Source organism: Bacillus sp. AFS053548, from assembly GCF_002575105.1.
In the GTDB taxonomy this organism is placed as follows: Bacteria; Bacillota; Bacilli; order Bacillales; family Bacillaceae_G; genus Gottfriedia.
In genome coordinates this window covers 59608-84669 of sequence record NZ_NUHI01000017.1, presented here as the reverse complement: position 1 = coordinate 84669, position 25062 = coordinate 59608, and the positions used below count along the sequence as shown (strand labels likewise).

At 30.1% G+C, this 25062-nt stretch carries 22 protein-coding genes; 21 read left to right on the top strand and 1 reads right to left on the bottom strand.

Going from position 1 to position 25062, the window contains the following annotated elements; translation table 11 throughout:
• Positions 1–7: 7 nt before the first annotated feature.
• A complete protein-coding gene (locus tag CN946_RS09990) occupies positions 8–1579 on the top strand; it encodes a chitinase (RefSeq protein ID WP_098860991.1) in 1572 nt (523 codons plus the stop codon).
• 137 nt (positions 1580–1716) lie between these two features.
• Positions 1717–1857, top strand: a complete 141-nt coding sequence (locus CN946_RS23995; protein ID WP_098861021.1) for a winged helix-turn-helix domain-containing protein — start codon at positions 1717–1719, stop codon at positions 1855–1857.
• A gap of 527 nt (positions 1858–2384) precedes the next feature.
• Here the strand turns inward: CN946_RS23995 and CN946_RS09980 are convergent.
• Positions 2385–2534, bottom strand: a complete 150-nt coding sequence (locus tag CN946_RS09980) for a BH0509 family protein (protein ID WP_176547281.1) — start codon at positions 2532–2534, stop codon at positions 2385–2387.
• A gap of 438 nt (positions 2535–2972) precedes the next feature.
• On the opposite strand from CN946_RS09980, the gene CN946_RS09975 reads away from it, so the two are divergent.
• From CN946_RS09975 to CN946_RS09885, 19 genes are all read left to right on the top strand, one after another.
• Positions 2973–3692 carry a YveK family protein gene (locus tag CN946_RS09975; protein ID WP_098860990.1) on the top strand — a complete coding sequence of 240 codons (720 nt, stop codon included), beginning with the start codon at positions 2973–2975 and terminating at the stop codon, positions 3690–3692.
• 1 nt (position 3693) lies between these two features.
• Positions 3694–4389, top strand: coding sequence for a CpsD/CapB family tyrosine-protein kinase (locus tag CN946_RS09970; protein ID WP_098860989.1), 696 nt, complete (start codon positions 3694–3696; stop codon positions 4387–4389).
• Positions 4386–5159 (top strand): tyrosine-protein phosphatase, encoded by a 774-nt coding sequence (locus CN946_RS09965; RefSeq protein ID WP_098860988.1) that lies wholly within the window; start codon positions 4386–4388, stop codon positions 5157–5159. The genes CN946_RS09970 and CN946_RS09965 overlap by 4 nt, the downstream gene beginning before the upstream one ends.
• 342 nt (positions 5160–5501) lie before the next feature.
• On the top strand, positions 5502–6377 hold the full coding sequence (gene galU, locus CN946_RS09960) for a UTP--glucose-1-phosphate uridylyltransferase GalU (protein ID WP_098860987.1): 876 nt from the start codon (positions 5502–5504) through the stop codon (positions 6375–6377).
• A gap of 24 nt (positions 6378–6401) precedes the next feature.
• Complete coding sequence (locus CN946_RS09955; RefSeq protein WP_098861020.1) at positions 6402–7073, top strand: sugar transferase; 672 nt, start codon at positions 6402–6404, stop codon at positions 7071–7073.
• 79 nt (positions 7074–7152) lie between these two features.
• The gene (wecC, locus tag CN946_RS09950) at positions 7153–8421 is read left to right on the top strand and encodes a UDP-N-acetyl-D-mannosamine dehydrogenase (RefSeq protein ID WP_098860986.1); all 1269 of its coding nucleotides are present in this window, start codon (positions 7153–7155) and stop codon (positions 8419–8421) included.
• A gap of 16 nt (positions 8422–8437) precedes the next feature.
• Positions 8438–9175 (top strand): WecB/TagA/CpsF family glycosyltransferase, encoded by a 738-nt coding sequence (locus tag CN946_RS09945; RefSeq protein WP_098860985.1) that lies wholly within the window; start codon positions 8438–8440, stop codon positions 9173–9175.
• 145 nt (positions 9176–9320) lie between these two features.
• On the top strand, positions 9321–10589 hold the full coding sequence (locus CN946_RS09940; RefSeq protein WP_098860984.1) for an oligosaccharide flippase family protein: 1269 nt from the start codon (positions 9321–9323) through the stop codon (positions 10587–10589).
• Between the two features lie 24 nt (positions 10590–10613).
• Positions 10614–11705 (top strand): glycosyltransferase family 4 protein, encoded by a 1092-nt coding sequence (locus tag CN946_RS09935; protein ID WP_098860983.1) that lies wholly within the window; start codon positions 10614–10616, stop codon positions 11703–11705.
• A complete protein-coding gene (locus CN946_RS09930; RefSeq protein WP_098860982.1) occupies positions 11702–13618 on the top strand; it encodes an alginate lyase family protein in 1917 nt (638 codons plus the stop codon). Before CN946_RS09935 ends, CN946_RS09930 begins: the two co-directional genes overlap by 4 nt.
• Positions 13619–14956 carry an O-antigen polymerase gene (locus CN946_RS09925; RefSeq protein WP_098860981.1) on the top strand — a complete coding sequence of 446 codons (1338 nt, stop codon included), beginning with the start codon at positions 13619–13621 and terminating at the stop codon, positions 14954–14956.
• A gap of 404 nt (positions 14957–15360) precedes the next feature.
• Positions 15361–16470 carry a non-hydrolyzing UDP-N-acetylglucosamine 2-epimerase gene (gene wecB, locus CN946_RS09920; RefSeq protein ID WP_098860980.1) on the top strand — a complete coding sequence of 370 codons (1110 nt, stop codon included), beginning with the start codon at positions 15361–15363 and terminating at the stop codon, positions 16468–16470.
• 248 nt (positions 16471–16718) lie between these two features.
• Complete coding sequence (gene tagU / locus CN946_RS09915) at positions 16719–17672, top strand: polyisoprenyl-teichoic acid--peptidoglycan teichoic acid transferase TagU (RefSeq protein ID WP_353616190.1); 954 nt, start codon at positions 16719–16721, stop codon at positions 17670–17672.
• A gap of 212 nt (positions 17673–17884) precedes the next feature.
• Positions 17885–18763, top strand: a complete 879-nt coding sequence (rfbA, locus tag CN946_RS09910; protein WP_098860979.1) for a glucose-1-phosphate thymidylyltransferase RfbA — start codon at positions 17885–17887, stop codon at positions 18761–18763.
• 18 nt (positions 18764–18781) lie between these two features.
• Positions 18782–19342, top strand: coding sequence for a dTDP-4-dehydrorhamnose 3,5-epimerase (rfbC, locus tag CN946_RS09905; RefSeq protein ID WP_098860978.1), 561 nt, complete (start codon positions 18782–18784; stop codon positions 19340–19342).
• A gap of 5 nt (positions 19343–19347) precedes the next feature.
• On the top strand, positions 19348–20208 hold the full coding sequence (gene rfbD / locus CN946_RS09900; protein ID WP_098860977.1) for a dTDP-4-dehydrorhamnose reductase: 861 nt from the start codon (positions 19348–19350) through the stop codon (positions 20206–20208).
• Between the two features lie 4 nt (positions 20209–20212).
• Complete coding sequence (gene rfbB, locus CN946_RS09895; RefSeq protein WP_098860976.1) at positions 20213–21223, top strand: dTDP-glucose 4,6-dehydratase; 1011 nt, start codon at positions 20213–20215, stop codon at positions 21221–21223.
• Between the two features lie 511 nt (positions 21224–21734).
• On the top strand, positions 21735–22871 hold the full coding sequence (locus CN946_RS09890; protein WP_098860975.1) for a glycosyltransferase family 2 protein: 1137 nt from the start codon (positions 21735–21737) through the stop codon (positions 22869–22871).
• Between the two features lies 1 nt (position 22872).
• Complete coding sequence (locus tag CN946_RS09885; RefSeq protein ID WP_098860974.1) at positions 22873–25053, top strand: CDP-glycerol glycerophosphotransferase family protein; 2181 nt, start codon at positions 22873–22875, stop codon at positions 25051–25053.
• Positions 25054–25062 lie beyond the last annotated feature (9 nt).

Below are 25062 nucleotides of genomic sequence, written 5' to 3'. Positions count from 1 at the left end.
AAAGATTATGCAAAATAAAAAGAAATTGTCTATACCGCGTTTAATGTTGGTATGTTTAGTTGTGGTTGCTGTAGGAGCAAGTTATTTTTATCGAGATAATATAGTCGTAGTTAGTAAAATAGAAAAAACAAAAAAAACAGAAAAAACAGCAGTAGAATCAAAACCTTGGTTTGCCGCTTATGTCGATGCTACACTTACACCTCAATATGAATTTGAAAAAATCGATGGTAATGTTGTGCTTTCTTTCATAGTAGGTGAGAATAAAAATAGTGCTGTTCCTAGTTGGGGAGGCGCCTATTCGTTGGATCAGGCATCTGAGGATTTAGATATGGATCGGAGAATTGCGCGCCTACGACAAAAGGGCGGGGAAGTCATTGTTTCATTTGGTGGCTTATCCAATTCGGAATTAGCAATTACAACAACAGATGTTGGAAAAATAAAAAATGCATATGCAAAAGTAGTAAAGCGTTATGATCTGAATACGATTGATGTGGATTTAGAGCAAGAAGGATTGACAAATAAGCATGCCGCTAAACTTCGTGGGGAAGCTTTGGCAAAATTGCAGCAAGAACGAAAAAAAGATAAAAAAGACTTAGCTATTTGGGTAACATTACCAGTAACCCCGCAAGGATTGACTGAGGATGGTACGGATGCTGTAACAACATTATTGAAAGCTGGAGTAGATTTAGCTGGCGTCAATATTATGACAATGAATTATGGGGAAAGTCGAAATTCAGCACTTTCTATGGCGGACAATTCGATTAATGCCTTGAAAAAAACCCATCGCCAACTAAAGATTATTTATCAAAAACAAGGAGTTAACTTGAGTGATAAAGCATTATGGAGAAAACTCGGCGCAACACCAATGATTGGTCAAAATGATATCCAAGGTGAAGTTTTTAACTTAGAAGATGCTGCTAAGCTGAATAATTTTGCCATAGAAAATGGTTTGGGACGATTGTCTATGTGGTCAGCAAACCGTGACAGGAAGTCCAGTGAGAATAGTGTTGGAATTCAAAGTGTTTCCAACTTTTACAGTGGTGTTAAACAAAACAATCAAGAGTTTGCAACGATTTTGAAACAGAATATGAATGGTAGTGTTTCTAGTGATGCAAAACGGACAACCAAGTCAGATGTAACTAATATAGATTTGAATAAACCTGATGATCCCAAAACTTCCCCGTATGAGATTTGGAATGAATCTACAACCTATTTAAAAGGTACTCGTGTTGTCTGGAGGCACAATGTGTATAGAGCTAAATGGTGGACAAAAGGAGATGCTCCTGATGCACCTATCTTGGATGAAAATACAATTCCTTGGGAACTTGTTGGTCCGGTATTGCCTGGAGAAAAACCATTGCCAATAGTTAGCTTGCCTAAAGGAACCTATCAGGAATGGGAAGAAGGAGAAGTCTATGGAGCTGGTGATCGGGTAATGTTTGATGGCATCCCGTATGAGGCAAAATGGTGGAACAAAGATGAAAATCCTGAAAAACCCCTTGCTAATGATGATGCAGCACCATGGAAACAGTTGACTCAAGATGAAATTAAGAAAGTGTTGCAGGAAATTAACAAATAATGATGGTTAGGCTTATGATTGATATTGATACGTGCCTATTTTTTGCCTACCCAAAATAAAAAAATGAAACAATATGAAAGTCCATATACCAGAAATGCAGATAAACCGGTATATGAACCCATTTAAAAACCTTCCACATTCAAGTATGTAAAAATAAAAGATTAATCGATATTTATATTCATAGTTTACAACATAAAATTGAGGAGCTTCCAAATTATCCTAAATATATTAAAACGATTAAGGGAAAAGGCTATCGGTTTGAAACGCTTGTTAATTGAATATGAGTAAAATTAAAAAGCTAGATGAATTCTTTTAAAGGATGCATTTTAGCTTTTTTATTTTTATAAAGCAGAGGTTTAGATAGAGAAATGTACTTTTATTGTTTTTAATAAAAAAATAGACAAATTTTTTTATTAAAAATAAAAAAAAAAATTTTTTTGTACAAACCCTATTAGACAAAATGACTAGGGAAAAAACGTAAAAATTGTATACAATTTTTATAACTAAACAACAAAAATAATCAATCTGTTTATTTACCATATATTGGTAAAATTAAAATTTCGATATAACAAAAAGATGTATAGAAAATACTCTTTTAAAATGTTTTTGTCTCAAATTGAGGAATATAGTCGGAAAAGTAGGACTTTTGTTGTCTTTAGTAAACTAGAAAAAAAGAGGAAACATAAGTAATTAGATACATCATTAACCATAAAAACATTGGTAAATGAAAAAGCTAGGTGAATCCGAAAAAGGGAGTTCACCTAGCTTTTATTTTATAAGTGCAGTAATCCAAAGTTGTAAGATCTTACTCAGCGTGATGTAACATATACGTATACGCCGTGTCGTAAAGGTGCTCTAAATCAGCATCCGTCATGAAAACTAAGTCTTCAGTTGAAAATCCTTTTGTTAATTCCAAAAAGTGAACCATGTTTTTACGCTCTTCTCTACTCATCATTAACAACACTCCCTTTGATTTAAATGAATGATTAATTTGTTTTCATTCTGTATTAATACAGTGTATTTATTTATACTTTATTATATAACAGAATAATCAAAATGTGCTAGTGATTTTTACTAAATAAGGAAAAAATTATTTTTATCATTTCATTGATTATTATTCAATTTACAGCGTATTAATTATTCTGAAATAATATCTAATGTTACAATTTTCATTAATGAATGTAACATAACTAGACCGGTTTGTAAGGGCTTCCATAAAATGGGTAAATAATCCGACAAAATACCTTGTTTTATGGGAAATTTAACCAAATTTCCCTATTTCTAGATTAATTTTTACTTAACTTTTTGTTAAGTAATTGTTATACTAGGCACTGTTGTATTTGATGGTATATTTTAATAGAATAATAAACAGTTATGTTATTAGGAGGAAATGATGGAAGAGACGATTAGTTTACAGGAATTATTCGGCGTTATTAAGAAACGTCTAATCATGATAATTAGTATTACAGTTGTAGCCACAGTGGTTACAGGAGTCATTAGCTATTTATTTTTAACCCCGATTTATCAATCTTCAACACAATTATTAGTTAATCAAAAAGAGACGAAAGATTCTTCGATTTACCAGAATAACCAAGTACAAACAAATGTTCAGTTGATCAATACATATAATGTCGTTATTAAGAGTCCAGCTATTTTAGAAGAAGTTATTAAACAATTAAATTTAGATTATACAGTTGCAGAACTGACTAAAAATATCACAGTAGTAAGCGAAGCAAATTCACAAGTATTTACGGTTTCTGTACAAGATACTGATCCTAAGCAAGCTCAAACGATTGTGAATACGATTGCAAATGTATTTCAGGCAAAAATTAAAACAATTATGAGTGTAGATAATGTAACTGTTTTAGCAAAAGCAGATTTAAGTGAAAATCCGATTAAACCAAATAAGAAATTAAATGTTGTGATTGGATTTGCAGTTGGGTTAATGATTTCGGTTGGTATTGCATTCTTACTTGAGTTTTTAGATAACACAGTTAAGACTGAAAAACAGCTTGAAGAATTATTAGAGTTACCGATTCTAGGTGTCATCTCTGAAGTAACAAAGGGAAAAATCACACCTAAAATAAATTTAAAATTGGGAAAGGGTGCGTAAAATGGTTAGAAAAACGACTAAAGAAAAATTAAAAAGATTTCTTATTACATTAACAAACCCTAAATCGCCATTTGCAGAGCAATATCGAACAGTTCGTACGAATATTCAATTTTCTTCGATCGATCGAAAAATAAAATCAATTTTAGTGACATCTTCTGAACCATCTGAAGGTAAAACAACGACAATTGCAAATCTAGCAGTGACATATGCTCAGCAAGAAAAGAAAGTTCTTTTAGTAGATGCTGACCTACGTAAACCTCAATTGCATTCTGATTTTAAGTTAGAGAATTTTAAAGGTTTAACAACTGCAATTGCGCAAGAAAAGTCCTTAAAGGACGTTATCCAAAAAACTGATATTAGTAATCTATCAATTCTAACTTCGGGTCCTATTCCACCAAATCCATCTGAGTTATTATCTTCAGAGAAAATGAAGAAATTGATTGCACAAATGTATGAACAATATGATGTGATTCTTTTTGATGCTCCTCCATTGTTAGCAGTTACTGATGCTCAAATCATTTCACAAGTATGTGATGGTACGATTTTAGTTGTCCGTAGAGGATACACGGCAAAAGAAAAAATTAAAAAAGCGAAAGAGCTATTAACACTAGTAAACGCAAATATCCTAGGTGTTGTATTAAATAGAGCCGAACAGGATAAAGACGGTTATTACGATTATTATGGTAGCGAAAAATGATTGATCTTCACTGTCATATTTTACCTGGCCTAGATGACGGTCCAATTACAATGGAAGATAGTATTAATATGGCGCGAGCAGCCGTGGACAATGGGATTCATACAATTGTTGCATCACCTCATCATCAGAACGGACGTTACAATACAGACAGAAAAGAGATATTAGAAAAAGTAGAAGAGCTAAATAAAGTATTAAATGAAAAAGCTATCCCTTTAACAATTTTACCAGGGCAAGAGGTAAGGCTTTATGGAGAATTGATACAAGACTTTGAGCTTAATCGAATTGTTTCAATTAATGATGGAAGGCGCTATTTACTATGCGAACTTCCGTCATCCCATATACCGCAATTTACAAATAGGTTGTTATACGAGATGCAAGCAAATCGAATTATGCCGATCCTTGTACATCCTGAACGAAACAAAGTTCTTATAAACGAACCAGACATTCTTTTTGAATTTGTCCAAAAAGGGATATTAACTCAACTAACTGCTTCATCAATAACGGGTAAATTCGGTAAAAAAATTCAAAAATTTGCTTTTAAATGTATTGAGGCAAATTGGGTACATATTATTGCATCTGATGCACATAACACGAAAAATCGGAATTTTGAGTTAATTGATGCATACGAGATCATCCGAGAAAAATTTGGGATAGAAACTGAGTTCCAATTGAGGGAAAATGCGCAATCAATTGTGAATGGTGAGATTCTTTATCCAGAAGAACCTCTTAAATTTAAACAAAATATTTTTAGTCGTTTACTAGGAATCTAATAAATGATAGGTGATATCTCCTTACCATTATCAATGGGGGTACTCGACTATATTGTGGTAGATGATTAAATTGATTAATTTTCCATTTATCTTAATACAAATAGACCTCATGAGATGACTCAAACTAAACAGGCTATATGTATACGAGAAAAGGAGTTTCAAACTTGAAATTGTCTGCTTAGACGCTAGTCGTCAAAGGTATAGTGTGAGGAGGGGTTAGATGCCCTAAATTATATTTAATATAAAAGAAAATAGAGTTTCTTCTTGTGTATTTATTCACATGAATATAGAAGTGGAAACTTTACTAATTTGGGGAAAGAAAGCAATGGAGGGACTTAGAAAATGAAGAAAGTAAGAAAGGCAATTATACCAGCTGCAGGTTTAGGAACACGCTTTTTACCTGCAACAAAAGCAATGCCGAAAGAAATGCTACCAATAGTAGACAAACCAACAATTCAATATATTGTTGAAGAGGCAATTGAATCAGGAATTGAAGATATTATTATCGTAACAGGTAAAGGAAAACGCGCAATTGAAGATCATTTTGATTATTCATACGAGTTGGAACAAAATTTATTAGAAAAAGAAAAATATGCGTTATTAGAGCAGGTTAAAGCTCCATCTAATATCGACATTCATTATATAAGACAAAAAGAACCTAAAGGATTAGGTCATGCTGTATGGTGTGCGCGTAATTTTATAGGCAACGAACCATTTGCAGTATTACTTGGTGATGACATTGTAGTAGCTGAAACACCAGGATTAAAGCAGCTAATGGACCAATATGACAATACATATTCTTCAGTAATTGGGGTTCAAACAGTACCAGAAGAAGAAACGCATCGATACGGCATTGTTGAACCGATTATGCAAGAGGGTAGAAGATACGAAGTAAAAAACTTTGTTGAAAAGCCTGCACTAGGTACAGCGCCTTCTAATTTAGCAATCATGGGTCGTTATGTATTTACACCTGAAATTTTTATGTACTTAGAAGAGCAATCAATTGGTGCAGGTGGAGAAATTCAATTAACGGATGCGATTCAGAAGCTAAACTCAATTCAACGTGTCTTTGCATATGACTTTGAAGGAAAACGTCACGATGTTGGAGAAAAACTAGGGTTTATTAAAACGACAATTGAATTTGCGTTAAAGAATGAAGAATTAAGAGACGATTTATTAAAGTATTTAGATGATATGTTAACAGTAAATATTAAATAAGGATGGATGATCAGATTGAAAGCAATGAGATTTGAACAATCAGAATATGCTTCCCAACCACTCTTATCGAAAGAAACAGTTGAAAAAAATTGGATGTACTCATTTACGAAGCGAATAATGGATATATTTGGTGCTTTTTTTGGTCTTTTATTATTATTACCAGTTTTAATTGTTGTTGCTATTTTTATAAAGTTAGAAGATCCTAAAGGCCCAATTTTCTTTTTTCAAACTCGAGTAGGTAAAAATGGAAAGATATTTAAAATGTACAAGTTCCGTTCAATGGTAACTGATGCTGAGGAACGATTAAAGGAACTTCTACAATATAATGAAGTTTCAGGTGCAATGTTTAAAATGAAGGATGATCCAAGGATTACTAGAATTGGTAAGTTTATTCGCAAAACATCGATTGATGAGTTACCGCAATTCTTTAATGTCTTATTAGGTGACATGTCTCTTGTTGGACCAAGACCACCACTTCCGAGAGAGGTAGCTGAATATACAGCTTATGATAAACAGAGATTACTAGTTACCCCAGGGTGTACAGGTCTTTGGCAGGTTAGTGCTCGAAATAGTGTTGGTTTTGATGAAATGGTCCAATTAGATTTAATTTATATAGGTAATCGGTCAATTATTTATGATATTAAGATTATTTTAAAAACATTTAGCGTATTGTTTGGTTCAAAAAATGCATTTTAATAGTTATGTATAGAGAATGAAACTAATTATTATTTAAAGTGAGTTTTTACTTAATTATTTGAACGGGGGAAAATTAAAAATGATCAATCAAAAAACAATTATTGAATTTAGTAAGGTCTGTGTAGTTGGACTTGGATATATTGGACTACCGACAGCTAGTATTATTGCTTCTAGTGGAATTGAAGTTCATGGAGTAGAGGTAAATGAAGATGCGATAAATATGGTGAATAACGGCAAAATTCATATTTATGAGCCAGATTTAGATGTACTCGTACAAGATGTAGTTAAAAATGAGAAACTTAAAGCTAGTAAGATACCAGAATTTGCAGATGTGTTTATTATTGCTGTTCCAACGCCTTTTAAAGAAGATCATAAGCCGAATTTATCTTATGTAGAATCAGCTACGAGAACAATCGCTCCTTACATAAAACCAGGTAATTTAATTATCTTAGAATCTACTAGTCCAGTTGGTTCTACTGAAAGAGTAGCAGACATTTTAAGAGAATTGCGTCCTGAGCTTGTTATTCCAAAGGATGAAAGTGAAAATGATAATCAAATTTACGTGTCTTATTGTCCAGAACGCGTTATTCCAGGACGTATAATTATCGAGTTACGTGAAAATGATCGTATTTTAGGGGGAATAAATCCTCAATCTACCAAAAAAACTGTACGTTTCTATTCCAAATTTGTAAACGGAAAATTATTAGAAACAAATGCAAGAACAGCTGAAATGGCTAAACTAACAGAAAATTCGTTTCGTGATGTAAATATTGCATTTGCAAACGAATTATCAATAATATGTGATGATTTAAACATAAATGTATGGGAACTAATTGATTTAGCAAATCACCACCCTCGTGTAAATATTTTACAACCAGGTACAGGTGTAGGTGGTCACTGTATAGCGGTTGATCCTTGGTTCATAGTCGACTCTGCCCCAGAAAAGTCAAAGTTGATTAAAACTGCTAGACAAATTAATGATTATAAACCTGAATTTGTAGTAAATAAGATTATAGAAGTTTTAAATGGTAATAAAGACTTAACAGTAACTTGTTTAGGTTTAGCGTACAAACCGGATGTTGATGATTTGAGAGAAAGTCCTGCAATTGAAGTTGTAAATTATTTAAGTGAACGAGTAGAAAATAGGATTAATGTTGTAGAACCATTCGTAGATGCCTTACCGGATACGATTAATCAAAAAGTAAAAATGGTATCTTACAAATCTGCTTTAGAGATATCAGATATAATTGTAATTTTAGTAGGTCATAAAATTTTCAATGGGATTTCAGATGATTATTCTAGTGAAAAGATTTTAATAGACTTCATTGGAACAAAAACTAAATATTGAGGTATGAGGTAGTTAGATGAATAAAAGAATAAAGCTATTAGGCAGTTATCTAGATTGTTTAACTATGGAAGAGACAATTGAGAGAACAATAGTAGCAGTTGAAAATAAGGAAAAAATTCAACATGTTGTAATTAACGCTTCAAAAATTAACTTAATGTACGATAACAAGGATTTACAAAATATTGTTAATTCTTGTCCAATTATAAATGCAGACGGTCAGTCCATAGTTTGGGCTGGGCGTTTTCTTGGGCATAGTATTCCTGAACGTGTCGCAGGTATAGATTTGTTTGATAATTTGATTAAAGTTTGCGTCGAGAAGGGCTATAAACCATACTTTTTTGGAGCTAAGCAACAAGTTGTAGAAAAGGTAGTCGAACATTACTTGTTAAGATATCCCGACTTGAAAATTGCAGGATTTAGGAATGGTTATTTTAATTCTGATGAATCAGTAAAAATTGCTGAAGATATTTGTAAATCTGGAGCAGATATGCTTTTTGTAGCATTTTCTAGTCCAAAAAAAGAATTTTGGATTAATGAAAATATGCCTTTTATGAAGGTGCCATTTGCAATGGGAGTTGGAGGTAGTTTTGATGTAATTGCTGGAGAAATGACTAGGGCACCTTTATGGATGCAGAAATTTGGATTAGAATGGTTCCATCGTTTTATCCAAGAACCTAGAAGAATGTTTAAAAGATATGTGATTGGTAACTTCAGATTTTTATGTAAAACTTTAAAAGAGAAATATAAATATTAATACTTTTAATTCTTGGATAAGTTTGTGTATTTCAAAATAAATTATTTATTTGAAATTTATTAAGGTTTTATATTGAAATTAAATTAATTACCATTCGGAATATAGCGAAAAAGATTTAATTTCAATAATTAAGGGATGAATAAATATGAAAATTAAAAATCTAATTAAAGGGAACACACTGTATTTAATATGTTCCCTTATTATAGTAAGAGGCATGGAATTTCTTGCGCGAACAATTATTGCTAACAATCAAGGTCCTGCTGTAAACGGTAAAATCCAAATCTTTGAAACTTATTTTAATATATTTCTTCTAGCAACTATATTTGGTATGAATTCATCGATGTTAAAGTACACAAGTTCAAAAGATTCTAAGAAAAAATTAGCTGAGGTATTTTCCACAATACTAGGTTTAAACTTTATTATATCAATTATAGTCTCAATAATAATAAGTATATTTGTCCGTATATTATTTAATGGTCAAACTGATTTGATTTTTGCATTTACGTTGATATCAATTGTTTTACCTATCTTTTCTATAACCTCATTTTCACAAGGTACATTTGTTCATTTATTACTTGGAATTGGAGATATAAAAAAAAGTTCTAAATTTAAACTCATAGCTAGTTTTATAATGTTTTTATTACTAACTTTTTTTACTATAAAATTTGGTTTTAAAGGTTATTATATTACTTATTTTATTTATATTATTATTTCTATTTTTCCTTGTATATATCTATTTAAGGAATATTTAGATTTACGTAAAGTTTTAGAAGTAGTGGTTTCTTTTAAAACATTAATTAAAAGTGTGTATATTAAATTTGCATTGCCAGCCTTTATAGCTAATTGCTTGTCTCTCTTAATAATTAATGTAGACGTTATTGTATTATCATTATATAGTATTTCATCACAATTAATCGGATTATACAGTATAGCAATTCTTATAAGTAGGGGGATATTAATTATTCCAATGGGGTATTTACAGAGTAATTTTTCAAAAATAAATCAAAAGTTAACTGAAGATAAGAAACTATATATTTTTATATATAAAAAGGAATTACGTAATTTGTGTATATTAATGTTACCAATTACTATTTTTTTTATAATATTTAGTACTCCGATAATTCATTTGATATTTAATGAGACATATGAAAACAGTATTGATCTTACTAGATTATTGATGATTTCTACTTTTTTCCAGTCCTTGGGTATGGTAGCTGGAAATATATTTTTGATCCTAGAAAAAGTAAAGTTAAATTTATATATGAATATTATTAGACTTGTTTTAGTTTCAATTTTTTCTTTTATATTTTTAAAATTATTTGGTATATACGGATTAGCAATCTCTAATATTATTACAAATTTAATATTTATTTCAATTCAAGGTTTACTGATTAGAAGTGTGAAAATAAATTAAAAATATTTTAATGAGGAATCAGTTATGAAGAAAATAAAAATATTGCATATAGGCCCTCGGTTAGAAGTGCCGGGGGGAATTACTGAATTTTGTAAGGGAATCATTAATCATAATTTAAATGATATTAAAATTAATTTTTTAGGGACAAGTGTAAGTGGGGATAAAAATAAGATGATAAAAAACATTCAGTTTTTCGCATCTATTATATTCTTTTTTAGATATATGATTTTTAGTAATACAAAAATAGTTCATATTCATAGTTCCAGTGACTCTAGTTTTTATAGAAAAAGTATATTTGTTTTATTATCAAAATTATTTAAAAAAAATATAATATTCCACATCCATAGTGGAAAATTTTTAGAATTCTACAATAAAAAAAGTCTCTTTCAAAGGAGATTTATAAAAAAAATATTGAGCATTTGTGACGAAATATTAGTATTAACCGAATCATGGAGTCAAAATATATTTAATGAACTTAAAATAAAATCAAAAGTTCTACCAAATTATATAGATGGTTCTCTATATAAAGATACTAAACTTAAATCACAATTTAACGAAATAAAAAAAATTGTTTATATGGGTAAAATTTGCGAACATAAAGGGATTTATGATGTTATCGATGTAGTAAAACATTTAAAATCAAAAAATATTAGTTGTAAGTTTATCATAGCTGGAAATGGTTCTAAAACTGATATTAATGAACTTAATAATTTAATCGAAAATAATTCAATTGAAGAATATATAGAATATGTTGGGTGGCTTAATATTAAAGAAAAAATAGAGCTATTATCCACTTCAGATATTTTTATACTACCTTCGCATATTGAAGCCTTTGGAATTGTATTACTTGAGGCTATGCATTTTGGTCTTCCAATAGTCGCAACGGAAGTCGGTGGGATACCAGAAGTTGTAATAAAAAACAAAAACGCATTGCTAGTCCCCGCTAAAAGTCCGATAGATTTATCTAAATCTATTATTACACTATTAGAAAATAAAGATTTATTTAATTTAATGTCAGAAAATAACATGAACAGATCAAGACAGTTTGAAAAGGAAATAGTGCTTGAAAAATTAAGAAATTATTATCTTAGCATGAGAAGAGGAAGAAGTATATGAATGAAGTAATTGATAAAATGAAGTGGTATTATAGTAGACTTCAAGCCATGTCAGTTAATGAAATTCCATATAGAATTGAACAAAAATATAAAAATATTCAATATAAAAAATTATATTCAAAGAAAATACCAGTATATAAACAAAAATTAAAAAGTAATACTTCATTAGTTTTAATCAAAGAAAATTTAGGTATGTTAACTAACTTGGAAAATATTAATCTTGAATCTAAAACTAAAAATTATAATGTTTTTAATGACGAAATTTCACTTTTAAATAACATTTTATGGCATAAAAGTAGTCAAAAAGAATGGCCCAAAGAAAAGTACTCTCGAAATTTTACTTTTTCAAACTCCGATGATATAGGAGAAATACGTTATACTTGGGAAATTAACAGGTTGCAATTCCTACCATTAATTGGACTTGAATATAAGTTATCTGGTGATAAGGAGCTTTATCAACTAATAAAAAAACATTTTTATAATTGGCATGAAGAAAACTTATTTTTAAATGGAGTAAATTGGTCTTCAAGTATGGAAATAGCAATTAGAGCATACCAGTGGCTATTGTTATTATCCATACTTAAAAATGATATTGAAGAACAATTTGCTGAAGATATTATAAATTCAATCATTGTGTCTATTGATTACGTGATAAATAATTTGTCAAAACATTCTTCTGCTAATAATCATTTGATTATTGAAATTGCAATTAGTTCTATGGTTGGATGGATAATGTATCCTATTATAAAACAAAATTGGTTTAATTTAGGATATGAAATTTTGCAAAATGAAATTATTAAACAAACTCATAGTGATGGAGTAAATAAGGAGCAAGCTGTTCATTATCACGCGTTTGTTTTAGATATGTATCTTCAATACAATATATTTTTGGAGAAAATTAATAAAGAACCTATTAATTTGGAATTAATTAAAAAGATGGTTGAGTTTATTGGGTATGTATATCGGGATGGAGAAGTGATTGAATATGGTGATAGTGACGATGCTAAAATTATTTATTTTGATCCAGAAATAAATTACTACAAGTATATTCTTCAACTAGCCTCAATGTTTTTTAACGTAAATTATTTGCAAAAAAAATGGAGTACTTCTATTCAAGTTAAAGTACTAACTGGAAAAAGTAGTAGTAATTTTAGTAACGAGTATCAATATGAAAACTATAAAAAATTTACTGAAGGAGGATATACTTTTACAAATTATAATGATTTTTTCATAGGATTTGATACTGGTGAACTAGGATTTGATAAATTGGCAGCTCATGGACATGCAGATGCACTTAGTATTGTTTTGAATTACAATAACAAACGAGTTTTTGTAGACCCTGGCACATACATTTATAATATTAATAGAGAATATAGAGATTTATTTCGAAGTACTATATCTCATAATACGTTACTTTATGAAAATAAAAATCAGTCTGAAATTAAGGGAAGTTTTCTTTGGGGTAAAAAAGCAAGAGCTAATCTATATAGCGAATTGGATACTGATGATTATTTAGCAATTAAAGGTAAACATGATGGATATAGTCCTTTTATTCATAAAAGAGAAATAGTAGTTTTTAAAAAAAGCAATACTTTTGTTATTATCGATGATTTCCCTTTAGAGGCTGAGATCCATTTCACATTATTACCAGAATTAGATATTACACAAATAAGTAAAGATTTCCTTCAACTTAGTAATGGCCTAAACATCACTTCAAACGGAAATATCAGTAAGATTAACAAAAGTTATTCTAGTGGTTTCATGAAAATTCAAGATTCGCGAGGTTTAGTAATTAAACATGATTTTAAGTTAAATAGTAAACTATTTACTGTTGTTAGTGATTCGAATATACATCTCGAGTATGGTAATACAATAAGCGTTAATGGAGTTAAATATAATTTAAATGAATTTTAAATAAATGGCAGGTGTGTAAAGTCGCGGTATTTAAATAAAAAAAGTACTATTTTTATAGTAGCTTATATAATTGTTATTTCTATTATTTATTTATTATTAAATATAATTTATAAAGGATACGTTGGTGAATTAGCATTATTCTTATTAGTATCTACTTATTTTATTTCAATTAGTTTTGTCAAAGATAAAAATATTTTTTCTCCATCGATTGGATATCCATTATTTTATGTAGTTTACTATTTTATTGGATCAATAAACATCACTCTTCGTGGGGGAGCAATACCTCTTGATAACGTTTATTTCTTTGTTATCGGTTTAATTTCTTACTTCATTGGAATATTTTTGTATAATAGTTTAAATAAAAACTATAAAATTAAAATTACTCACAATTACTCAATAAGAAATTTAAGGGCTTATGGCTACTTTTTTTATTTTGTTGGAATGCTTTTCCTTTTATTGCCGATTTTAATTACAAAATCCATTCCCGCATTTGAACCTGAAGTTAGAAGAGATACATCTTCATATATTATCGTATTAACAAATCTATCTTGGATAGGTTTATTATTAATTGTTTTTTCTAAAATGCAAAAATTTAAGTTTAAACTAAACGATTATCTATTAATGTTACCAATTCTAATTCTATATTTTTTAACTGGTTATAGAACACCAGTATTATTGATTATTCTTATTATTATGATTTGTATTCATTATTCATATAAAAAAATATCTAGAGCGAAGTTAGTAATGGGTGGTGGAATTTTATTTTTAGTATCTACAATAATACCAACAATTAGGGATAATATATTATACGGTAAAGAACATATGATAGGTGTATATACATCCCAAGGTATTCCAGAAAATATGATAATATTTGCGCCAGTATATAGTGTTTTAAGGGAAGGGCCAAATATTTTTAACCAGTTAATTTCAAGTTTGAATGGGAATTTTCTTTATGGAAAGGCCTTTTTATCTAATTATATAACTATATTGCCAGGAGATAATTTGAATATTAGATATATAATTGCTGAGATTATTAATAGTCCCAGTTGGGTAACTAAAACCCCTTCAATTATTGGATTTTTATACTTAGATTTTGGAGTACTTTCTATTATAATAGGAATGTTTATATTAGGAGTTTTTATGCAACACTACTATATAAAAATTAAAAAAAATAGTCAGGATGGAATCTCTTTAATAATCTTTGCATATTTTTTTACAGCCTCTCTATTAGGTATCCATTCGGGCGGTTTTTTTGAGCCCATTGTAGTAATAAATTTAATAATACTGGAAGTTGTAAAAAAACTGACTACATTAAAAAACAAATCAAAGATGGTATAATAATGTAATTATTAATAATTACATTATTATGAATGCTTCAGACTATTTGTGTTAAATTAAATTTAAAAATATATGTGTACTCTATCTTAAACTGCACCTTGATTGTTGAAAACTGTTAACAATTAATGGTGCGTTTTTTTATAAATTATTAGAAACTTGTTAAAGCAAGTGATTGATGAATAGGTTTAAAGAGTTCCTATAATATAACATTAATCTAGCACTTTAAGTACAAATCTATTGTATGAACTTCTATAAATAAAGTGCACTTGTAAATTGCTTAAGAAAATTAGAAGTTACAAAAAAATAAATATTATCTAAGTATATGCGCAGATATAAGTCTAATACGCAAAGGTATTTGGTAGTCCAACAGATAAAAGTATTACTCGTAAAAAGGAGATCTAAAGATGACTGTAAAAGTAATGACAATATTTGGTACAAGACCTGAGGCGATCAAGATGGCACCTCTCGTTCTTGAGTTAGAAAAATATCCTGATCAAATCCAGTCAATCGTGACGGTTACGGCTCAGCACAGACAAATGCTTGATCAAGTACTTGAAATATTTAAAATCAAGCCAGATCATGACTTAAATATAATGAAGGACCGTCAAACATTAACTGACGTTACAATACGCGGTTTAGAAGGTTTACAAAAGATTATGCAGGATGTCAAGCCCGATTTAGTATTAGTACATGGAGATACGACAACAACATTTATAGCTAGTCTTGCTGCGTTTTATAATCAAATTACTATCGGGCATGTTGAAGCAGGTTTACGTACTTGGGATAAATACTCTCCATACCCTGAAGAAATGAATCGTCAATTAACAGGCGTTATGACGGATTTACACTTCTCACCAACTACGAAATCAGCACAAAACCTACTAAAAGAAAATAAAAATGAAGAAAATATTTATATTACTGGAAATACAGCAATTGATGCACTGAAGACTACAGTTAAAGAAGAGTATTTTCATCCAGTATTAGATTCAGTTGGAAATAAACGATTAATATTAATGACGGCTCATCGTAGAGAAAATCTTGGAGAGCCTATGCGTAATATGTTTAAAGCAATTAAGCGCCTTGTTGAAAAACATCATGATATTCAAGTAATTTATCCTATACATATGAATCCAGTTGTACGTGAAATTGCAAATGAAATCTTAGGGGATAATGATAGAATTCAACTAATTGAACCATTAGATGTTATTGATTTCCATAATTTTGCCGCTAGATCACATTTAATTCTAACTGATTCTGGTGGTGTGCAGGAGGAAGCGCCTTCTCTTGGTGTTCCAGTACTCGTATTACGTGATACAACTGAGCGTCCTGAAGGTATTGAAGCGGGGACATTAAAGCTTGCAGGTACAGATGAGGAGGTTATTTTTGCATTAGCAGACGAACTTCTTTCGGATGACGAAGCACATTCGAAAATGTCGAAAGCTTCAAACCCTTATGGTGACGGCGAGGCTTCTAGGAGAATAGTAGAAGCAATTATTGAGTATTTTAATAGGTAACAGAAAATAATTTATCATTAGAATCGAAGATAAATCTAAAAAGGGTAGTCTTTGATTTTTTTTATTTTTTAGTAAGAAAGTTCAAATAACATTTAACACGACTTTATAGATGAAGTCGTGCTATTCTATTATCGAAACTATTAAATAATCTTTACGGAAATAATATTCAGACGGCTGTTAAATCAAGTAAGATAGAAAGTAAGTAATTTTGGTTAATAAATTAAATTCCTAATCAAAGGAGAAAAATCTTGTCCAGATCAGAAAAAAGCTCATCTAAAAAAATGTCGACAACAAAAAAAGTACTAATAATCGTACTAAGTGTACTAGTTGTCATCGGTTTAGGAATAGGCGGTTATGCATATTCAATTTACCACAATGTAAATAAAACATCAGACGCAATCTATAAAGACATAAAGAAAACAGATAAACGAAAAGAAGAAGTAAATGTTGAAAAGAAAGAACCTTTCTCTATTTTACTATTAGGGGTGGATCATCGTCCTGGTGATAAAGGTCGTTCGGATTCAATGATTGTGTTGACGGTTAATCCGAATACAAATACAACAAAAATGGTTAGTATTCCACGTGATACAAGAACTGAAATTGTTGGAAAAGGTAAGGAAGATAAAATTAACCATGCCTATGCATTTGGTGGAATTCAAATGTCTGTTGATACAGTTGAAAACTTCTTGAACATCCCAATTGATTATTATCTTGAAGTTAATATGGAAGGTTTTAAGGATATCGTTGAAGCAGTAGGTGGAGTTGATGTAAATAACGACTTAGACTTTACTTATGAAGGCGTGCACTTTACGAAGGGACCACTTCATTTAAATGGTGTAGATGCCTTAAAGTTTTCTCGTATGCGTAAGTTAGATCCACGTGGTGACTTTGGCCGTGAACTTCGACAAAGAGAAATTCTTGAAGCGGTTATTAAAAAGGGAGCTTCAATTTCTTCTTTAACAAACTATCAATCGATTTTACAAGCGATTCAAAAGAATGTTGTAACAAATATCACTTTAAATGATATGGTTTCGATTCAAAAAGATTACCGTCAGGCTGCGCAAAATATTAGTAAGACCCAGGTTAAAGGTGAAGGCAAGATGATTGATAAAATTTATTATTTTATTGTATCCAAACAAGAAAAAGATAGTATATCTAATGATCTTCGTCAGCACTTAGAATTACCTTTAGAAACAAAATAACATCTAAATCTCAAGAACCACCGTTAAAAGATAACTTACTAACGGTGGTTCTTTTTTTATGTCTTTTTTACCTCTAGGACCCTACTTTATTTCACTTAGATTTCAGCTGAATTCACCATTTCATTCAAATCCCCTAAGAATTTAACCTACACATCCCCTTAACCACCATCATAATAATATATATATTCCTAAATGTTTAGGAGGTCTTTGCGATAAAAGGGATTATACTTGCAGGTGGTAGTGGTACTCGACTTTATCCATTAACGATGGTGACTAGTAAGCAGCTATTGCCTGTGTATGATAAACCAATGATTTATTATCCGTTATCTACTTTAATGTTGGCGGGTATTAGAGAGATTTTAATTATATCGACTCCAGAGGATCTGCCTCGATTTGAGGCCTTATTAGGTGATGGTTCTCAGTTTGGAGTTTCATTGAAATATAAAGTACAACCTAGTCCAGATGGGTTGGCTCAAGCGTTTATTATTGGTGAAGAGTTTATAGGAAACGACTCTGTTGCGATGATATTAGGTGACAATATTTATTATGGCAGCGGGTTGCGTAGTATTTTGAAGAAAGCAGCGATGAAGGAAAAAGGGGCAACGGTTTTCGGTTATCATGTACAGGATCCTGAGCGATTTGGTGTTGTAGAGTTTGATGAGTCAGGGAAAGTTTTGAGTATTGAAGAAAAGCCTATGGCTCCGAAATCAAATTATGCAGTAACTGGATTGTATTTTTACGATAATCGTGTTACTGAGATTGCTAAAAACGTAAAACCATCCAATCGTGGAGAATTGGAGATTACTTCTGTAAATGAAGCATATTTAAATTTGGGTGAATTAGAAGTCGAGTTACTAGGTCGAGGTTATACATGGTTAGATACTGGAACGCATGAAAGTTTAGTGTCGGCAACAAATTTTGTCAAAACAATTGAAGAGCATCAAGGGATTAAAATTTCTGCTCCAGAAGAGGTCGCTTATATTAATGGATGGATCAATAAAGAACAATTATTACGTTTAAGCGAATCACTTAGTAAAACAAGTTATGGTAACTATTTACGAAAAGTTGCAAATGGTGAGATTAAATATTAGCTTAAGGGGTCATTATCAATGAAAATTACAGAAACTTTTATAAAAGGAATTGTAGTTATTGAACCAACTGTTTTTGGTGATCACCGTGGTTGGTTTATGGAAACATATAATGATTCTAAAATGAAGGATTTTGGAATGGATTTAAATTTTGTTCAAGATAATCAATCATTTTCTGCGTCGAAGGGAACGTTACGTGGATTACATTATCAGCTGCCTCCAAAAGCACAAACGAAGTTAGTTCGTTGTACAAGGGGTTCCATTTTTGATGTGGCTGTCGATATTCGAAAAGGGAGTCCGACATACGGAAAATGGTTCGGAATCGAATTAAGTGCAGAAAATAAAAAACAATTATTCATACCAAAAGGGTTTGCTCACGGTTTTATGACTTTAACAGATGATGCGGAAGTTCAATATAAGGTTGATGAGCTATATTCACCTGAATGTGATCGAGGCATTCTTTGGAACGACCCGGTTATTCAGGTGCAATGGCCAATTAATATTTCTCCATTATTATCTGCAAAAGACAAAAACGCACCATTATTAAAGGATGCTGAAAATAATTTTTTCTATAAGGAGTAATATTTATGAAGGTTTTAGTAACTGGTTACGGTGGGCAGTTAGGCTATGATGTCGTTAAGGAATGCGAGCGGTATGGTTTACATGTTAAGGGGTGCGGTCGACAAGATCTTGATATTACTAAGAGAGAATCAGTATATTCTATAGTAGATTCATATAAACCAGATATTATAATCCACTGCGCTGCTTATACAGCGGTAGACAAAGCTGAAGATGATAAAGAGAATTGCTGGAATGTGAATGTAGAAGGTACGAGATATTTAGTTGAAGCTGCGAAAAAGCATCATTCGAAGTTCATTTATATTAGTACGGACTATGTATTTAATGGGAAAAGTGAAAGTCCTTTTAATGAAGATGATCAACCGGACCCAATCGGTTATTATGGATTAACAAAGTATGAAGGCGAAAAAGTTGTTCAATCATTCATCGAAAACTATTTTATCATTCGTATTTCGTGGGTATTTGGTGTTAATGGGAATAATTTTATTAAAACAATGTTAAGATTATCAGAAACTAGAGATGAATTAAATATCGTCGGAGATCAAATCGGTTCACCAACCTATACAGTTGATTTAGCTAGATTAATAGTAGATTTAATTAAATCTGATAAATATGGATTCTATCACGCAACAAATGAAGGCTTTACTAGTTGGGCTGATTTTGCAAAAGAAATCTTCAAACAAACCGACAGTAAAACTTTAGTAAAATCGATTGCATCCGAAGACTACCCTACTCGAGCAGCTAGACCAAAAAATTCGAGATTATCAAAACAAAAGCTTATAGAAAATGGTTTTCAATCTTTACCTTCATGGCAAGACGCATTAGCTAGATATTTAGTTCAATTAAATAAAAGAGACGAGGTTCAGTGAAAACATGAAAGTAGCTGTTACAGGTGGTGCCGGATTTATCGGTGGAAACTTTGTTCAATACATGATAAATAAATACCCAACCTATTCAATATATAATCTAGATGCTTTAACCTATGCAGGTGACTTAACAAAGCATAAAAACATCGAACAAAATGAAAACTATCATTTTATCAAAATTGATATTTCAAACCGTGAAGAAATCATGACATTATTTAAAAAAGAAAAATTCGACTATGTCATCCACTTCGCAGCAGAAAGCCATGTCGATCGCTCAATAACAGACCCAGGTATATTCGTGACAACAAATGTATTAGGAACTCAAGTTTTACTAGATGCTTCAAAAGCGATAAACGTTAAGAAATTTGTACATGTATCTACAGATGAAGTGTACGGTGATCTGGATTTTGATCCTACAACCTTTTTCACAGAAGATACACCTCTACAACCGAATAGTCCGTACTCTGCAAGTAAAGCATCATCTGACTTATTAGTTCGTGCATATCATGAAACGTATGGATTTCCTATGAATATCACACGTTGTTCAAATAATTACGGACCATATCACTTTCCAGAGAAGTTAATTCCATTAACCATTTCTCGTGTATTAAATGACCAAAAAGTTCCTGTTTATGGTACTGGTGAAAATATCCGCGATTGGTTACATGTCCTTGACCATTGCTCTGCAATTGATTTAGTTTTGCATAAAGGAGAAAATGGGGAAGTTTACAATGTAGGTGGCCATAACGAGAGAACAAATTTAGAGGTCGTTAAAACAATCATTTCTACTCTTGGAAAATCTGAAGACTTAATCCAATTTGTACAAGATCGCTTAGGTCATGACAAAAGATATGCGATTGATCCAAGTAAACTGGAAAGACTAGGCTGGAAACCAACTTATAACTTTGATACCGGTATTGTTCAAACGATTCAGTGGTATGTAGATAATAAGGAATGGTGGGAAATGATTGTTTCTGGTGAGTATAAACAATATTTTGAAAAACAATATGGTAAATAAATAGTAAAAAATTTTAATTGTTTTTGAGGACTATAAGGGCAATATTCTTTAAACTAATAAGAGCATTTTTGACGTTTTCTTTAAATTAGTAAAACGTCTTTTTTAATTCGAATTTTGTAGTAATTTTGACGGGTGAAGATGTTTGGTTTTTGGGTCGTTTTGACTAGAGCCAGAAACCTAGTTAATTCCAATTTTTTTCTAATGTTTTGGTAAATAATCCTGAATTAATTTCTTTTAATCTCTTTTTAACTATAATTTTAATTACCATTTATAAGTAACATTTTTTTATGTTATAATACATTTTATATCAATAAATGACAATTTCATTACAAAATTGTAAGTTTTTTTATGCGAAATTTACAATTTTTTTATGTTCAAATATGTTTGTTTAAATGTTATGTTTTTTCAGAAAAATATAATGTTGTAGATTACTAGTTATATCATTAAAGAATGATTAGAAAATACTGCTTATTTTAATGAGAAATTAAATTTTACTTAAGGAGGATAAGGGATGAATCAACCGTTAATCTCGGTAATTTTGCCTATTTATAATGTCGAGAATTATATTCATGAATGCCTAAATTCATTATTAAATCAAACGATTGGTTATGAAAAATTAGAGGTAATTATGGTAAACGATTGCTCGAAAGATCGTACTTCTATAATTATTGATGAATATGCTGCGAAATATGAAAATTTTAAAGCAATTCATTTCACAGAAAATTCTGGTGCTCCAGGTAAGCCAAGGAATGTTGGAATGGAAAATGCAACAGGTAAATACACTATCTTTTTAGACCCGGATGATGTATTACCATTGGATGCATATGAAAAGTTAATTAATATAATTGAAAACAGTGAGTCTGATTTTGTAATGGGTAAGATGATCAGCTTTGATGATGAAACAAAGCGTAGACACGAACACGTTACATTTAAACAGTATCAATTACAAAAGAAATACATCGATGTAAACATAGAGAATGTTCCTTTTTTCTATCAAGTTAAAACAGCTGTTTATTTAAAATTAGTGAAAACTGAGTTTCTATTAAAAAATAAAATTAACTTTATTGAAGGCATGAAAAACGGTGAAGATAAATATTACGATATTCTATTATTCTCTAAAGCAAAAAAATTCAGCTATATACCTGAAGTAATCTATCTATATAGAGGAAGAAATGACGTGAAAAATTTATCTCTAACACAAAGAGATATTATTAGTACAGTTGAAAACGATGTAAAATCTGCTTTAACGATTAAGCCTTTACTTTCAAAAAGTGATTACAAGTATTTTCAAATCAATGTATTTAGATCAATTTTTTGGAAAACTGGAGATGCAGACTTTAAGCATTTAAAAAAGGATCAACAGCTTTATCTTTTTAACTTAGTAAAAGATGTAATGGTGGGCTATGATCCAGACTTAGCGAAGGACTATATGGAAATGGAAGAACCGATCCTTAGTCTGATTAGCTCAGGTCATATTGAAGAAGCTTTAGAATATAATCTTTTATTAATTTCTAGAAGATGGTGGTTTAAAATAAGCAAAGAACTAGAGAAAGATTATAAAAAGTCATCAAAAATAAGAAATAGTAATTTTTGGAAAGTGACAAGTCCATTAAGAAAAGTTATCAGACTTGTGAAGAGGGTGTCGTAAGTTGCAATTTAGCATCATAATTCCATTTGTAAAAGAGGAGATCAATCAAGCTCTTGATTGTATTAATTCAGTTAAGGATCAAAGTATTAAACAAAATCAAATTGAATTAATCCTTTTTAATACAGAAAATGAAGTACTGAATGAAGAGACTGAGAAAACATTAACTCTACAGTATAATGACCTAAGTGTAATAAATACAAAACTGAAGCCAGATGACCTAAATGGCAAATATGTCTTTATTTATGATCGTAAAACGAATATAAATAAGTATTTATTAGAAGTATTTTTAAGAATAGCAGATTCTGGTAAATATGATTGCATTTTTACTACTCAAAATACAAAAAAATTAGAAATGAATCCAATAAAAATGAATGATTTTATTTATTCAGATCTAATGAGTATGAATTTGTTGAGAACTGTTACCTTAAAGGACTATCTTGTAAAAAATAAAATTCAAGAGTTCAATTATTTTGAATTGAAGTATTATCAATTAAGGCAATATTTTACAAATAAAAATATTGGAACGAATGATGTATTAGCAATTAAAAATACTGAGATTAATGACGAGTATATTCATAATCTAGTTCAAGAAATTAATTATTTGTTTGTAAAAGTAAGAGAAGAATTCGATAAAGATCTTCAAAAATTAGTATATGGTATGTTCATTAAGCAACTAATGGTTTTAGTTGATAAAAAGATATTTGTCGAAGAATTAGATGAAGAGCTTCAAATTCAATTATTAGAACTATTACAATTAATAACAAAAGAAGTAAATTTACCTGAAACTTTAAAAAATATAAAACTAGAAGGCTATAAAGGATTTTTTGCAATCTTAAGCATGAAAAAATATTCTGAATCCATTAGTTATATGAAATTGTTCAGGAGTAAGAGATATCAATATCATACGGCAAACAAATATAGCAACTATTTAGAGAAGCATCCAGTCGATCCTAGTGAAGACTTAACGTGGAGAATGACGAAACCATTACGTTTAGTAAAACCAACAATGCGCAAAGTAAAAGGATTTATATTTAAGTATTTATTACTGCTAATTGTATCTTTCTATAAACTTCTATATTTAAATAAAGAGGTTTGGTTAGTTTGTGAAAGAGCTGATCAAGCTGAAGATAATGGATATTTCTTTTTTAAGTATTGTAGAGAGCAGCATCCAAACAGAAAAATCTATTATATAATCGAGAAAAATTCTCCGCATTATGATAAAGTAGCTAAATTAGGAAATGTTATTCATCACTCTTCCTTTAAACATAAAATTTACACACTATTAGCGGATGTATATGTTAGTGCTTGGACATTTAGTGAAAGTGGTTTTCCAAATCCTTCAAAATATTTCACCTCAAGATTTAGAAAGCAATTAAAGAATAAGTTTCAAGTATGTATCCAGCATGGCGTTATTATTCATAATATTTCTCCGTATTTATCAAAGAAAAAGTATCAACAAAATTTAATTATAGCTAGTTCAGAATTTGAAAAAGAAATTATTATGGAAACTCTAAACTATTCAAACGATGAAGTTGAAGTAACAGGATTAGCTAGATTTGATAATTTACATGATGCGATTACGAAAAGACAAATATTAATTATGCCAACGTGGAGACGTCATTTATTTAAAATAAATAAAAAACAATTCTCTAATTCGGAATACTTTAAGACGTATAAAAACTTGATATCAAATAAAAAGTTTCAAGATTTTATTAGTAAGGAAAATATTCAAGTTAAGTTCTATATTCATCATCAGATGCAGCGCTTCTTAGAAAACTTTATTGTAGAGCATCCAAACATTGAATTTTTATTAAAGAAAGATGCCAAAGTTTCAGATCTACTAAAGGAATCGAAGTTATTATTGACTGATTACTCATCAGTTTCAAGTGATTTCTTTTATATGAATAAACCAGTAGTATTTTATCAATTTGATCCACATAAAAATCATCATGCACCTACTGAACAAATTAAATATAGCGATCTTGGAATTATTGTTAATAATGAAGAAAAATTAATTGAGGAAATCATTAATATTTCAAATAGAGATTTTTCAGCTGATCAAGTATATCAACAAAATTCGAGAAGAATATTTAAATATAAAGATACAAATAACTCAAAGAGAATTTTTGAAGCAATTGAAACATCTTATCATAATTTCAAAGTTAATAAGAACGTTGAATAAATCAAAAAG

Coding starts and splice junctions, on each gene's coding strand:
- CN946_RS09990 (WP_098860991.1), top strand. CDS start 8: ATGCAAAATAAAAAGAAATTGTCTATACCGCGTTTAATGTTGGTATGT.
- wecB (WP_098860980.1), top strand. CDS start 15,361: ATGACTGTAAAAGTAATGACAATATTTGGTACAAGACCTGAGGCGATC.
- CN946_RS09955 (WP_098861020.1), top strand. CDS start 6,402: ATGAGATTTGAACAATCAGAATATGCTTCCCAACCACTCTTATCGAAA.
- rfbC (WP_098860978.1), top strand. CDS start 18,782: ATGAAAATTACAGAAACTTTTATAAAAGGAATTGTAGTTATTGAACCA.
- CN946_RS09940 (WP_098860984.1), top strand. CDS start 9,321: ATGAAAATTAAAAATCTAATTAAAGGGAACACACTGTATTTAATATGT.
- CN946_RS09980 (WP_176547281.1), bottom strand. CDS start 2,534: ATGATGAGTAGAGAAGAGCGTAAAAACATGGTTCACTTTTTGGAATTA.
- rfbB (WP_098860976.1), top strand. CDS start 20,213: ATGAAAGTAGCTGTTACAGGTGGTGCCGGATTTATCGGTGGAAACTTT.
- CN946_RS09930 (WP_098860982.1), top strand. CDS start 11,702: ATGAATGAAGTAATTGATAAAATGAAGTGGTATTATAGTAGACTTCAA.
- galU (WP_098860987.1), top strand. CDS start 5,502: ATGAAGAAAGTAAGAAAGGCAATTATACCAGCTGCAGGTTTAGGAACA.
- CN946_RS09970 (WP_098860989.1), top strand. CDS start 3,694: ATGGTTAGAAAAACGACTAAAGAAAAATTAAAAAGATTTCTTATTACA.
- CN946_RS09935 (WP_098860983.1), top strand. CDS start 10,614: ATGAAGAAAATAAAAATATTGCATATAGGCCCTCGGTTAGAAGTGCCG.
- CN946_RS09890 (WP_098860975.1), top strand. CDS start 21,735: ATGAATCAACCGTTAATCTCGGTAATTTTGCCTATTTATAATGTCGAG.
- CN946_RS09975 (WP_098860990.1), top strand. CDS start 2,973: ATGGAAGAGACGATTAGTTTACAGGAATTATTCGGCGTTATTAAGAAA.
- rfbD (WP_098860977.1), top strand. CDS start 19,348: ATGAAGGTTTTAGTAACTGGTTACGGTGGGCAGTTAGGCTATGATGTC.
- CN946_RS09945 (WP_098860985.1), top strand. CDS start 8,438: ATGAATAAAAGAATAAAGCTATTAGGCAGTTATCTAGATTGTTTAACT.
- CN946_RS09965 (WP_098860988.1), top strand. CDS start 4,386: ATGATTGATCTTCACTGTCATATTTTACCTGGCCTAGATGACGGTCCA.
- wecC (WP_098860986.1), top strand. CDS start 7,153: ATGATCAATCAAAAAACAATTATTGAATTTAGTAAGGTCTGTGTAGTT.